The organism is Bacillus sp. MD-5, assembly GCF_002201875.1.
Classification (GTDB): domain Bacteria; phylum Bacillota; class Bacilli; order Bacillales; family Bacillaceae; genus Bacillus; species Bacillus stercoris.
Genome location: NZ_CP021911.1, coordinates 4,047,748 through 4,061,381 on the forward strand (window position 1 = coordinate 4,047,748; position 13,634 = coordinate 4,061,381).

Here is a 13,634-nt window from a genome sequence, read left to right on the forward strand (position 1 = left end):
TCTTTTGTGCTAGAATGAGAAGAATTATAGCCCGTTTATGAAGACGGGAGTTATGTGACTAAGGGAGGATTCGCCATGCTAGTGATTGCCGGTCTCGGAAACCCGGGAAAGAACTATGAAAATACACGGCATAATGTCGGATTTATGGTGATAGATCAGCTTGCAAAGGAATGGAATATAGAGCTGAATCAAAATAAATTTAACGGATTATACGGAACCGGATTTGTTTCCGGCAAAAAGGTTCTACTTGTTAAACCGCTTACATATATGAATTTATCAGGAGAATGTTTGCGGCCTTTAATGGATTACTATGATGTCGATAACGAAGATTTGACAGTCATTTACGACGATCTCGACCTTCCGACTGGCAAGATTCGGTTAAGAACGAAAGGAAGCGCCGGAGGGCACAACGGCATCAAATCACTGATCCAGCATCTTGGAACATCCGAGTTTGACCGGATCCGCATCGGAATCGGCCGGCCTGTAAACGGCATGAAGGTCGTTGATTATGTGTTAGGCTCCTTTACAAAGGAGGAGGCACCTGAGATCGGGGAAGCGGTTGATAAATCTGTGAAGGCTTGTGAGGCTTCTCTGAGTAAACCGTTTTTAGAAGTCATGAACGAATTTAACGCAAAGGTATAAAATGAAACAACAAAGTCCATACTACACCAAAATGACTTTTTCATCAGGAGGTCCCTTGTATGGCTTTGCATTATTATTGTCGTCATTGCGGAGTGAAAGTAGGCAGTCTCGAATCTTCAATGGTATCGACAGACTCACTTGGATTTCAGCACTTAACAAATGAGGAAAGAAACGATATGATTTCTTATAAAGAAAATGGAGATGTCCATGTTTTGACGATATGTGAAGACTGCCAAGAGGCGCTTGACCGAAATCCGCATTACCACGAATATCACACATTTATTCAATAAAAAGCTTTGGTGTAGACACTAGACCAAAGCGTTTTTCTGTTCTCACAGGAAACAGAGAGGAGGGGCCATATGGACAACATTCAAACCTTTATAAAAGAAAGCGATGACTTTAAATCCATCATCAACGGTTTACACGAGGGCCTGAAGGAACAACTGCTCGCGGGTCTGTCGGGTTCCGCGCGTTCTGTTTTTACTTCTGCCCTGGCTAATGAAACGAATAAGCCTATCTTTCTCATCACCCATAACTTATATCAAGCCCAGAAAGTAACAGATGATCTGACTTCACTTCTGGAGGATCGGTCTGTCCTTTTGTACCCCGTCAATGAACTCATTTCATCAGAAATCGCAGTGGCAAGCCCTGAATTGCGGGCGCAGCGATTAGATGTCATTAATAGATTAACGAATGGAGAAGCGCCGATTGTCGTTGCTCCTGTAGCTGCCATCAGAAGAATGCTGCCGCCTGTAGAGGTGTGGAAAAGCAGCCAGATGCTCATTCAAGTAGGGCATGATATCGAACCAGACCAGCTAGCGTCACGGCTGGTAGAGGTAGGGTATGAACGGTCTGATATGGTATCTGCGCCCGGAGAATTCAGTATTCGCGGAGGAATCATTGATATTTATCCGCTGACTTCAGAAAATCCGGTGAGAATTGAACTTTTTGACACTGAAGTCGATTCAATCCGCAGCTTTAACTCAGATGATCAGCGGTCAATTGAGACCCTTACCTCGATCAATATCGGTCCCGCGAAGGAATTAATTATCAGACCGGAAGAAAAAGCACGGGCGATGGAGAAAATCGATAGCGGTCTTGCTGCGAGCTTGAAAAAATTAAAGGCTGACAAGCAAAAAGAAATACTTCATACGAATATTTCTCACGATAAAGAACGCTTGTCTGAAGGCCAGACAGATCAGGAGCTCGTGAAGTATCTCTCATATTTCTATGAAAAGCCTGCTAGTTTACTAGATTATACACCTGAAAATACACTTCTGATTTTGGATGAAGTCAGCCGGATTCATGAGATGGAAGAACAGCTTCAAAAAGAAGAAGCAGAGTTTATAACAAATCTTCTTGAGGAAGGCAAGATTTTGCATGACATTCGTTTGTCATTCAGCTTCCAAAAAATAGTGGCTGAGCAAAAACGGCCTCTGCTGTACTATTCTTTATTTTTGCGGCATGTACAGCATACGAGTCCGCAAAATATCGTCAATGTGTCAGGCCGTCAAATGCAGAGTTTCCATGGGCAAATGAACGTGCTCGCGGGTGAAATGGAGCGTTTTAAAAAATCAAATTTCACTGTTGTGTTCTTAGGAGCAAACAAGGAACGTACACAGAAATTGTCATCTGTTTTGGCTGATTATGATATCGAGGCCGCCGTGACAGACAGCAAAAAAGCGCTTGTTCAGGGACAGGTCTATATCATGGAAGGTGAGCTCCAATCGGGATTTGAGCTGCCATTAATGAAGCTTGCCGTTATTACGGAAGAAGAACTGTTCAAAAACCGTGTGAAAAAGAAGCCGCGAAAACAGAAGCTTACCAATGCAGAGCGCATCAAGAGCTATTCTGAGCTTCAAATTGGTGATTATGTCGTTCATATTAATCACGGGATCGGAAAATACCTGGGAATCGAAACCCTTGAAATCAACGGAATTCATAAAGACTATTTAAATATTCATTATCAGGGAAGTGACAAGCTTTACGTCCCTGTAGAACAAATTGATCAGGTGCAAAAATATGTCGGCTCCGAAGGAAAAGAGCCAAAGCTGTATAAATTAGGCGGAAGCGAATGGAAACGGGTTAAGAAAAAAGTAGAGACATCCGTTCAGGATATTGCTGATGACTTAATTAAGCTCTATGCCGAAAGAGAAGCGAGCAAGGGATACGCGTTTTCTCCTGACCATGAGATGCAGCGTGAATTCGAATCAGCTTTCCCTTATCAAGAGACTGAGGATCAGCTCCGTTCGATTCACGAAATCAAAAAAGACATGGAAAGAGAACGTCCGATGGACCGCTTGCTGTGCGGAGATGTGGGCTACGGTAAAACAGAGGTTGCCATACGTGCCGCGTTTAAGGCGATCGGCGACGGAAAGCAGGTAGCTCTGCTCGTCCCGACAACCATTTTGGCACAGCAGCACTATGAAACCATTAAAGAGCGCTTCCAGGACTATCCGATTAATATCGGCCTTCTCAGCAGGTTCAGAACAAGAAAAGAAGCAAACGAAACAATCAAAGGATTGAAAAACGGGACGGTTGATATCGTCATCGGGACGCATCGGCTGCTATCAAAAGATGTCGTGTATAAAGACTTAGGGCTCCTCATCATTGATGAAGAGCAGCGTTTCGGTGTAACCCATAAAGAAAAGATCAAGCAAATTAAGGCCAATGTTGATGTTTTAACGCTAACAGCAACGCCGATTCCTCGTACGCTGCATATGTCTATGCTTGGCGTAAGGGATCTTTCAGTCATCGAAACTCCGCCGGAAAACCGCTTCCCCGTACAGACGTATGTTGTGGAATACAATGGCGCTCTTGTCAGAGAGGCAATTGAACGTGAGCTTGCACGCGGGGGCCAGGTCTATTTCTTGTACAACCGGGTAGAGGACATCGAGCGGAAAGCGGATGAGATCTCAATGCTTGTCCCGGACGCAAAGGTGACGTACGCCCACGGAAAAATGACAGAAAATGAATTAGAAACCGTTATGCTGAGTTTCCTTGAAGGAGAATCAGACGTTCTCGTCAGTACAACCATTATTGAAACAGGTGTGGACATCCCAAACGTCAATACGCTGATCGTATTTGACGCCGACAAGATGGGTCTTTCTCAGCTTTACCAGCTGCGGGGGCGTGTCGGCCGTTCTAACCGTGTGGCGTATGCGTACTTCACGTACCGTCGGGATAAAGTGCTGACAGAAGTAGCTGAAAAAAGGCTGCAGGCCATTAAAGAATTCACAGAGCTAGGTTCCGGTTTTAAAATCGCAATGCGTGACTTAACCATTCGCGGAGCCGGGAATCTTCTTGGCGCCCAGCAGCATGGCTTCATCGATTCGGTCGGATTTGACCTCTATTCCCAAATGCTGAAAGAGGCCATTGAAGAACGTAAAGGAGACACAGCGAAGACAGAGCAGTTTGAAACAGAAATTGATGTCGAGCTTGATGCGTATATTCCAGAAACATATATTCAAGACGGCAAACAGAAAATTGATATGTATAAACGCTTTAGATCTGTGGCGACAATCGAAGAGAAGAACGAGCTTCAGGATGAAATGATCGACCGCTTTGGAAACTATCCAAAAGAAGTCGAATACTTGTTTACTGTTGCAGAAATGAAGGTTTATGCGAGACAGGAACGTGTCGAGCTGATTAAGCAGGATAAAGACGCTGTCAGATTGACGATCTCTGAAGAAGCAAGTGCTGAAATTGACGGACAGAAGCTGTTTGAGCTTGGCAATCAATATGGCAGACAAATCGGACTGGGAATGGAAGGGAAAAAACTCAAAATCTCCATACAGACGAAAGGCCGTAGTGCCGATGAGTGGCTCGACACCGTGCTGGGCATGCTGAAGGGCTTAAAAAATGTGAAAAAGCAAACCATTTCATCAACGTAAATTTTGTTACTCTCTGGTGTATATTACATTTGATGTGACGGATACTAATTTCAAGCGAGGCGGAAGGTACATAAAGTGACTGCTTTAGGTCTTTCCCACATATATATACCATCAAATGAAAGAGAGGCACCAGAGATGAAAGCAACCGGTATCGTACGTCGTATTGATGACTTAGGTCGGGTCGTGATTCCTAAAGAAATTCGAAGAACTCTGAGAATCAGGGAAGGCGATCCGCTTGAGATTTTTGTGGATCGTGACGGAGAAGTGATTTTGAAAAAGTACTCTCCGATCAGTGAGCTTGGAGACTTTGCAAAAGAGTATGCAGACGCGCTTTACGACAGTCTCGGCCATTCAGTGCTGATTTGTGATCGTGATGTATATATTGCCGTGTCTGGCAGCTCCAAAAAAGATTACTTAAACAAGTCAATCAGCGAAATGCTGGAAAGAATAATGGATCAGCGCAGCTCTGTGCTTGAGAGTGATGCGAAATCAGTACAGCTTGTGAATGGCATAGATGAGGACATGAATTCTTATACTGTCGGCCCAATAGTGGCGAATGGCGATCCGATAGGTGCTGTGGTGATTTTTTCAAAAGATCAATCAATGGGCGAAGTAGAGCATAAAGCCGTTGAAACAGCAGCTGGATTTTTGGCTCGTCAAATGGAACAGTAGGTCTTATTCCTTTTATCGAAAATAGGTATGAAAAGAACAGCTCTCCCTTGAGACGCTGTTCTTTTTCATGCGTGCCGAAATAGGATTCCAAGGGTTGGGATATGGTATAATAACCTCGTTTTTATTTGTGCCGCGGTAATACGTGAACCGTATTGCCCTTGACGTTGGGAAGGAGCTTTTGGATGGACGATTCAATAGGCGTTAAACGGCATTGGGTTTGGCAGGGGGCATTTGTTTTAATTCTGGCAGGCGTCATCACAAAAATTTTAAGCGCCGTTTACAGAGTCCCGTTTCAAAACATTGTCGGCGATGTTGGATTCTATATATATCAGCAGGTATATCCCTTTCTTGGTATTGCGGTTATGCTGTCAACATCAGGATTTCCGGTCATTATTTCGAAACTGATGAATGATTATAGCGAAAAAAATCATCACACTATATTAAAAATATCAGCGTGGTTTTTGTCTTTAATCGGTATGTTATTATTTCTTTGTTTATATTTGGGTGCTGTTCCCATCGCGCTCTTTATGGGGGATTCGCATCTCGCTGAGTTAATTCAAGTGACCGCGTATGCATTTCTGTTGTTCCCATTTGTCGCGTTGCTTAGAGGCGGTTTTCAAGGGCGGCACGAAATGCTCCCTTCGGCTCTATCACAGATGACAGAGCAGTTTCTGCGAGTTGCGGTGCTCTTAGGGTTATCATTTTGGCTCGTCAAAAAAGGAGCCTCACTTTATACTGCGGGAGCGGCAGCAGCTTCCGGATCTCTTGCCGGAAGTTTCGTTGCATTGATAATACTCGGATTTTTTTGGTTCAAAATGAAAAGAGACAAGCAAACGGGTAGGCAAAATGAAAATGACATCACCACAAAAGAATTGACGAAAAAACTGCTGTTATATTCGGTTACAATTTGTGTAAGCAGTTTGCTGCTTTTGTTTATCCAGCTTGTTGATGCTTTGAATTTATATGCTTTGCTATCAGGTGGTGAGGCAAGCGAAGAAGCGAAACGCCTAAAGGGAATTTATGATCGGGGACAGCCCTTGCTGCAGCTCGGCTCAGTGTTTGCCGTAAGCATTGCGACGTCACTCGTTCCGTATATTTCTATGGCTGTAAAAAACAAAGAGCTGAAGATCATGAAAGAAAAAATCACGTCATCTTTGAAACTATGCCTTGTGCTCGGTACAGGCGCATCGGCTGGATTAATTTGCATTCTTAAGCCGGTGAATATCATGCTGTTTCAAAATGGAGAAGGGACAGGCGCATTACAAGTATTTAGCAGCTCTATTTTGTTTGCATCTATGGCGGTAACGGCAGCGGCAGTCTTACAGGGCGCGGGGTACACAGTTTTTCCTGCGATAGCGGTAGGCATGGGTGTTGCAGTGAAATGGGTGTTAAACACTCTTTTGGTTCCGCGCTATGGGATTGAAGGTGCATCGCTTGCGACAGCGGCTTCTTTTGCTGCTGTCGCCGGCCTTAACTTGTATCAGCTTCGGCAAAAGGAATGGCTCGATAAGCTTAGAGGTGTTTTGATTCCGATTATTGGATCTGCTCTTTTGATGTCAGCTGTTTTGCTTGCTTATACGCGTCTCTGGACTTTCTTGTTTCCTGCAACAGGAAGAGGAGCGGCTGTGATTGAGAGTCTTTCTGCTGTTGCTATTGGTGGCGCGGTGTTTATTTATTGTATGATGAGATTGGGAATATTTACAGATGAAGAGCTGAACAGTGTGCCATTCGGCAGCAAGTTAAGCAAATTCATGAGAAGGAGAGAACAAAATGGCGGGTAAAATTACTGTCGTCGGACTTGGTGCCGGAGACATGGACCAATTGACAATTGGTATACACAAGCTGCTGACGAAGGCAGATACGCTGTATGTCAGAACCAAGGATCATCCTTTAATTGAGGAGCTTGAAAAAGAAACGAAGAACATCCGTTACTTTGACGATATATATGAGAAGCATGATCAGTTTGAGGCGGTATATGAAGAAATTGCTGACATCCTCTTTGAAGCGGCGCAGCATGAGGATGTGGTTTATGCTGTACCGGGACACCCGTTTGTCGCAGAAAAAACAGTTCAGCTGCTGACGGAGCGGCAGGAAAAGGAAAACGTTCAAGTGAAAGTCGCAGGGGGACAAAGTTTCCTTGATGCCACATTCAATGCCTTGCAAATCGACCCGATTGAAGGTTTTCAATTTGTGGATGCCGGCACATTGTCCGCGGATGAGCTAGAGCTCAGCCATCATTTGATTATATGTCAGGTTTACGACCAAATGACGGCCTCAGAAGTGAAGCTGACATTAATGGAGAAGCTGCCTGATGATTATGAGGTCGTGATCGTGACTGCAGCAGGCAGCCGTGACGAAGATATCAGGACAGTGCCATTATTTGAGCTGGACCGCAATGTCGCCTTGAATAACTTAACAAGTGTGTATATTCCGCCGATTAAAGAAGAGAAGCTGCTTTATCACGAATTCTCCACGTTCCGAAGCATCATCAGAGAGCTTCGCGGACCTAATGGATGTCCGTGGGATAAAAAGCAGACGCATCAGTCATTAAAGCAGTACATGATTGAAGAATGTTATGAGCTTCTCGAAGCAATTGACGAAGAAGACACAGACCATATGATCGAAGAGCTTGGCGACGTTTTGCTTCAGGTCTTGCTTCACGCGCAAATTGGTGAAGATGAAGGTTATTTCACAATTGATGATGTCATAAAAGGAATCAGTGAAAAAATGGTCCGAAGACATCCCCATGTGTTTAAAGATGTTAAGGTTCAGGATGAGAACGATGTATTGGCAAATTGGGAAGATATAAAAAAGGCTGAAAAAAACACATCTGAATCATCGTTATTAGACAGCGTACCGAAGACTCTTCCAGCTCTTTCGAAAGCTGCTAAATTGCAGAAAAAAGCAGCGAAGGTCGGTTTTGACTGGGAAGACGTCAGCGATATTTGGGAAAAGGTAAGTGAGGAAATGAAGGAATTTTCTTCTGAGGTTTCTGAAGCTCCTCATGAACACAATCTTAAAGCCGAGTTTGGCGACATTTTGTTCGCGCTGGTGAATGTAGCCCGCTTCTACAAAATAGAGCCAGAGGAAGCGCTGACTATGACTAATGACAAATTCCGGAGACGGTTCTCATACATTGAAGAAACAGCGAAGGAAAAGGGAATCGAGCTGGCTGATATGTCTCTTGAGGACATGGACAAACTGTGGAACGAAGCAAAAGAAACTGAGAGGAGATCATAGATATGAGATTAGATAAATTTTTAAAAGTATCACGGCTGATCAAACGACGTACACTAGCGAAGGAAGTAGCTGACCAAGGACGAATCTCTATAAACGGAAATCAGGCGAAAGCAAGCTCTGACGTAAAACCGGGAGATGAACTAACGGTCCGCTTCGGCCAAAAGCTTGTAACGGTTCAAGTTAATGAATTGAAAGACACAACGAAAAAAGAAGAAGCTGCAAACATGTATACGATTCTAAAAGAAGAAAAACTCGGCGAATAGGCTTGTTCTAAAAAAATCCCCCTCCTCATACAATGCAGTAATAGTGCTAAAAGTATCGAGGATATGGGGGCTGAATAGATGAATTCATATTATGATCAAAAAGGTTCTTCGTCTGTTCCGGAACAGCATGATGTGACAATGAAAGGCCGGAAGCATTTAGATATTTCTGGGGTTAAGCATGTGGAGAGCTTCGATAATGAAGAATTCCTGCTAGAAACGGTGATGGGAATGCTCTCCGTCAGAGGCCAAAACCTGCAGATGAAAAATCTAGATGTGGAAAAAGGGATTGTTTCTATTAAAGGCAGGGTATTTGATTTAGTGTACTTAGACGAACAACAAGGGGATAAAGCTAAAGGATTTTTTAGCAAGTTGTTTAAATGACGCTGACGACACAATTCTATACAATGCTGGCGATGTCCGGTATGGGTCTCTGGCTTGGTGCTTCGCTTGATACATACCGGCTCTTTGTCATTCGTGCTAAAACAGCCAGATGGCTATTATTTATTCATGATATTCTTTTCTGGATTGTGCAAGGGCTGCTTTTCTTTTATGTCTTGCTTCATGTAAATGAGGGAGAATTCAGGATTTACATCTTTTTAGCGGTTCTGCTGGGCATTGCGACGTATCAGAGCCTTTGCAAACGAATCTATATAAAAATACTGAAATTCGTCATTTACCTTGTTGTTTCTGTTTATCAATTCTTCAAAAAACTCATTCAGCACGTGTTATTTCGTCCTATTGTGTGGACATGCGGAGCGATCATCTGGATGGCGGCATTTTTATTCAAGAAAACATACCGCCTGATCGGTTTTCTCCTGCTGTGTCTTTATAAAATAGTCATGGTTCTGTGTTTTCCGATCCGTTTTATCGTGAAACAATGTTTGAAACTTCTTCCTGTGAGAATGCGTCTAACTTTTAGACGTTTATTTGAAAAAGGTGCAGGATTTCTCAAAAAGAAGAAGAAACTATTGATAACCATAAGAACGACCATCACAAGTTTTTTGAAGAGATGAAAGGAGGACCGTCTGGTTTGAATTTTTCCAGGGAACGAACGATAACTGAAATACAAAACGACTATAAAGAACAAGTGGAACGGCAGAATCAGCTGAAGAAAAGAAGACGCAAAGGGCTGTACAGACGGTTGACTGTATTCGGCGCCCTAGTATTCCTGACGGCAATTGTGCTGGCAAGCTCTGTATGGTCCCAAACATCTTCCCTTAGCGCAAAAGAAGAAAAGAAAGAACAGCTTGAAAAAGAACTGAAAAATTTAAAGACAAAACAAGCGGATTTAAAAGAAGAAATATCCAAATTGAAGGATGAGGATTACGTCACAGAGCTTGCCAGAAGGGACTTATTCATGTCTGGAGACGGAGAAATTATCTTCAATGTGGAGAAGAAGAGCAAGTAGCCTTGTTGACACTTAAATTTTTATTTAGGTATAATTAAGCAAACGATCTTTTTATAAGCCTAAGGAGGAGCACTTTTTTTATGTCGATTGAAGTTGGCAGCAAGTTGCAAGGGAAAATTACAGGTATTACAAATTTTGGAGCATTTGTTGAATTGCCTGGAGGCTCAACCGGTCTCGTTCACATTAGTGAGGTAGCTGATAATTATGTCAAAGACATTAACGACCACTTAAAAGTCGGCGACCAAGTTGAAGTGAAAGTCATCAACGTTGAAAAAGACGGGAAAATTGGTTTATCTATTAAAAAAGCTAAAGACCGTCCGCAAGCCAGACCTAGAAATGATTTCCGTCCGAAAGAATCTTTTGAACAGAAAATGAATAAGTTTTTAAAAGACAGCGAAGATCGCTTGTCATCTTTAAAACGCAATACGGAATCAAAACGTGGAGGGCGCGGAGCAAGAAGAGGATAACTTGCTGCTTTCTATAAAATAAATGAAGCATCCGTTCATCCCGACGGATGCTTTTTTATTATCCTCACCCTCTCCAAGAGTCAGAAAATTACAACATTAAAGTTTCTGTTGACGAAAGAGGCAAACCTTTGTATTATATAACTTGTGCTTAGAAGCACAAAACAATATGGCGGTGTAGCTCAGCTGGCTAGAGCGTACGGTTCATACCCGTGAGGTCGGGGGTTCGATCCCCTCCGCCGCTACCATATTTGTTTGGCCCGTTGGTCAAGCGGTTAAGACACCGCCCTTTCACGGCGGTAACACGGGTTCGAATCCCGTACGGGTCATCCTAAGAAAATCGGTTTCTCTTGCAGAAACCGATTTTTTTCATTTTTAGACAACATTCCAGAAATTCTTTTGATAAACGAATATCAAGGCAGAAACCGTCGAAGATTTCTTCGGTATTGTTACCTTCTTTTGACAAAATCCTATCTGTGCATTCGCTATAATGACAGGCAACGAATATAACAGGTGGGAGATGAGAGGAATGGAAAAAGCAGAAAGAAGAGTGAACGGGCCAATGGCGGGACAGGCTTTGGAAAAACTCCAATCGTTTTTTAACAGGGGAACGAAGCTGGTGACCCATCATTTGCATTCACTGTTTTTCTATAAAGGATTCATTTATGTCGTCATCGGATTTTTGCTTGGACGAGCTTTCATATTATCCGAGGTGCTTCCTTTCGCACTTCCTTTCTTTGGAGCGATGCTTCTCATCAGAAGAGACAAAGCGTTTTATGCGGTTTTGGCCGTGCTTGCAGGTGCGCTGACTATATCTCCGAAGCACTCATTGCTCATACTAGCGGCATTGCTGGCATTCTTCGTATTTTCTAAAGTGGCCGCCTTCATTACCGACGATCGCGTAAAAGCACTCCCGATTGTCGTGTTCTTCTCCATGGCTGCAGCAAGAGCAGGGTTTGTTTATGCCCAAAATGGCGCATTTACAACCTATGATTATGTAATGGCTGTCGTTGAGGCTGGACTATCGTTTATCTTAACATTGATATTCCTTCAGAGCCTTCCAGTTTTCACTGTGAAAAAAGTGAAACAATCATTAAAAATAGAGGAAATCATTTGCTTTATGATCCTGATTGCTTCTGTGTTAACGGGACTGGCCGGCTTGTCCTACCAAGGGATGCAGGCAGAACATATATTGGCTCGCTATGTTGTATTGAGTTTTTCCTTTATTGGCGGAGCAAGCATTGGCTGTACGGTTGGCGTCGTGACCGGCCTGATTCTTGGCTTAGCGAATATCGGAAACCTCTATCAAATGAGTCTGCTTGCTTTTTCCGGTTTATTAGGCGGCTTGCTGAAGGAAGGGAAAAAAGCAGGTGCGGCGATCGGCCTGATCGTTGGGTCGCTTCTTATATCTTTATATGGTGAAGGCTCTGCCGGTCTGATGACAACGCTCTATGAGTCACTAATCGCAGTCGGCCTGTTTTTGCTCACACCTCAATCTATTACAAGGAAAGTGGCGAGATATATTCCGGGAACTGTGGAGCATCTTCAAGAGCAGCAGCAATACGCAAGAAAAATCCGAGATGTCACTGCTCAGAAGGTAGACCAGTTCTCCAATGTATTTCACGCGCTGTCTGAAAGCTTTGCAACCTTTTACCAAGCATCAGACGAACAGACAGATGACAGCGAAGTGGATCTGTTTTTAAGCAAAATCACGGAGCATTCCTGTCAGACGTGTTACAAGAAAAACAGGTGCTGGGTACAGAACTTTGATAAAACATATGACTTAATGAAACAAGTTATGCTTGAAACAGAAGAAAAAGAATATGCATCAAACCGAAGGCTGAAAAAAGAGTTTCATCAGCATTGTTCTAAATCAAAGCAGGTTGAAGAGCTGATTGAGGATGAGCTCGCACATCATCATGCCCATTTGACGCTCAAGAAAAAAGTCCAGGACAGCAGGCGTCTTGTTGCCGAACAGCTTTTAGGCGTTTCTGAGGTCATGGCCGACTTTTCTCGGGAAATAAAAAGAGAGCGAGAACAGCACTTTCTGCAGGAAGAGCAAATCATAGAGGCACTTCAGCATTTCGGAATTGAGATTCAGCATGTAGAGATCTATAGCCTTGAACAAGGAAATATCGATATTGAAATGACGATTCCGTTCAGCGGACATGGAGAAAGTGAAAAAATCATTGCCCCTATGCTTTCTGACATTCTGGAAGAACAAATTCTTGTGAAAGCCGAACAGCACTCTCCGCATCCGAATGGATACAGCCATGTCGCCTTTGGATCAACTAAATCATACAGGGTGTCTACAGGTGCAGCACACGCTGCGAAGGGCGGCGGCCTTGTCTCCGGCGACAGTTACAGCATGATGGAGCTAGGAGCCAGAAAATATGCTGCGGCAATCAGTGACGGAATGGGCAATGGCGCAAGAGCGCACTTTGAAAGCAATGAAACGATCAAGCTTCTTGAGAAAATCCTTGAATCCGGCATTGATGAAAAAATAGCAATTAAAACCATTAACAGCATATTGTCCTTAAGGACAACTGACGAGATATATTCCACGCTTGACCTATCTATTATCGATCTACAAGATGCAAGCTGTAAATTTCTGAAGGTTGGATCGACGCCTAGCTTTATCAAACGGGGTGACCAGGTCATGAAAGTTCAAGCGAGCAATCTGCCAATCGGTATTATTAATGAATTCGATGTGGAGGTTGTGAGTGAACAGCTAAAAGCGGGTGACCTCTTAATTATGATGAGTGATGGCATTTTTGAGGGGCCTAAGCATGTGGAAAATCACGACTTATGGATGAAGCGTAAAATGAAAGGGTTGAAAACAAATGACCCGCAGGAGATTGCCGATTTGCTTATGGAAGAAGTCATCCGCACAAGGTCCGGCCAAATTGAGGACGATATGACTGTTGTTGTCGTCCGGATTGATCACAATACACCGAAGTGGGCATCCATTCCTGTTCCGGCAATCTTTCAAAACAAACAAGAAATTTCATAACGCTTCCGTATAAATCAAATTTCTTCTGGCGAAGATGGG

The 13,634-nt window shown here is 43.4% G+C and carries 12 protein-coding genes and 2 tRNA genes; all 14 read left to right on the plus strand.

Translation table 11 applies throughout. The features are described from left to right. The first annotated feature begins 75 nt into the window (after positions 1 to 75). Positions 76 to 642 carry an aminoacyl-tRNA hydrolase gene (pth, locus tag CDO84_RS20600; RefSeq protein ID WP_040081067.1) on the plus strand — a complete coding sequence of 189 codons (567 nt, stop codon included), beginning with the start codon at positions 76 to 78 and terminating at the stop codon, positions 640 to 642. Between the two features lie 59 nt (positions 643 to 701). After that, complete coding sequence (gene fin, locus CDO84_RS20605) at positions 702 to 932, plus strand: anti-sigma-F factor Fin (RefSeq protein ID WP_003243417.1); 231 nt, start codon at positions 702 to 704, stop codon at positions 930 to 932. A gap of 69 nt (positions 933 to 1,001) precedes the next feature. Then, the gene (gene mfd / locus CDO84_RS20610) at positions 1,002 to 4,535 is read left to right on the plus strand and encodes a transcription-repair coupling factor (RefSeq protein ID WP_040081065.1); all 3,534 of its coding nucleotides are present in this window, start codon (positions 1,002 to 1,004) and stop codon (positions 4,533 to 4,535) included. 135 nt (positions 4,536 to 4,670) lie between these two features. Next, positions 4,671 to 5,207 carry a stage V sporulation protein T gene (gene spoVT, locus CDO84_RS20615; RefSeq protein ID WP_014662490.1) on the plus strand — a complete coding sequence of 179 codons (537 nt, stop codon included), beginning with the start codon at positions 4,671 to 4,673 and terminating at the stop codon, positions 5,205 to 5,207. Positions 5,208 to 5,389: 182 nt separating this feature from the next. Then, positions 5,390 to 6,988: a putative polysaccharide biosynthesis protein gene (locus CDO84_RS20620; protein ID WP_040081063.1), complete on the plus strand. Its 1,599-nt coding sequence runs from the start codon at positions 5,390 to 5,392 to the stop codon at positions 6,986 to 6,988. Beyond that, entirely contained in the window at positions 6,978 to 8,447 is a 1,470-nt protein-coding gene (gene mazG / locus CDO84_RS20625; RefSeq protein WP_014662492.1) for a bifunctional methyltransferase/pyrophosphohydrolase YabN, read from the plus strand. Before CDO84_RS20620 ends, mazG begins: the two co-directional genes overlap by 11 nt. A gap of 2 nt (positions 8,448 to 8,449) precedes the next feature. Next, positions 8,450 to 8,710 (plus strand): RNA-binding S4 domain-containing protein, encoded by a 261-nt coding sequence (locus CDO84_RS20630; protein WP_003226716.1) that lies wholly within the window; start codon positions 8,450 to 8,452, stop codon positions 8,708 to 8,710. 78 nt (positions 8,711 to 8,788) lie between these two features. After that, positions 8,789 to 9,091 (plus strand): sporulation protein YabP, encoded by a 303-nt coding sequence (yabP, locus tag CDO84_RS20635; protein ID WP_003226714.1) that lies wholly within the window; start codon positions 8,789 to 8,791, stop codon positions 9,089 to 9,091. Continuing rightward, positions 9,088 to 9,723 (plus strand): spore cortex biosynthesis protein YabQ, encoded by a 636-nt coding sequence (yabQ, locus tag CDO84_RS20640; protein WP_014662494.1) that lies wholly within the window; start codon positions 9,088 to 9,090, stop codon positions 9,721 to 9,723. The genes yabP and yabQ overlap by 4 nt, the downstream gene beginning before the upstream one ends. Before the next feature lie 17 nt (positions 9,724 to 9,740). After that, on the plus strand, positions 9,741 to 10,118 hold the full coding sequence (gene divIC / locus CDO84_RS20645; protein WP_040081060.1) for a cell division protein DivIC: 378 nt from the start codon (positions 9,741 to 9,743) through the stop codon (positions 10,116 to 10,118). Positions 10,119 to 10,198: 80 nt separating this feature from the next. Then, entirely contained in the window at positions 10,199 to 10,585 is a 387-nt protein-coding gene (locus tag CDO84_RS20650; RefSeq protein ID WP_003218379.1) for a S1 domain-containing RNA-binding protein, read from the plus strand. 168 nt (positions 10,586 to 10,753) lie between these two features. After that, a tRNA-Met gene (locus CDO84_RS20655) sits at positions 10,754 to 10,830 on the plus strand. Positions 10,831 to 10,839: 9 nt separating this feature from the next. After that, positions 10,840 to 10,911 (plus strand) — tRNA-Glu (locus CDO84_RS20660). 200 nt (positions 10,912 to 11,111) lie between these two features. Further along, a complete protein-coding gene (gene spoIIE / locus CDO84_RS20665; protein ID WP_040081059.1) occupies positions 11,112 to 13,595 on the plus strand; it encodes a stage II sporulation protein E in 2,484 nt (827 codons plus the stop codon). The last annotated feature ends 39 nt before the right edge of the window (positions 13,596 to 13,634 follow it).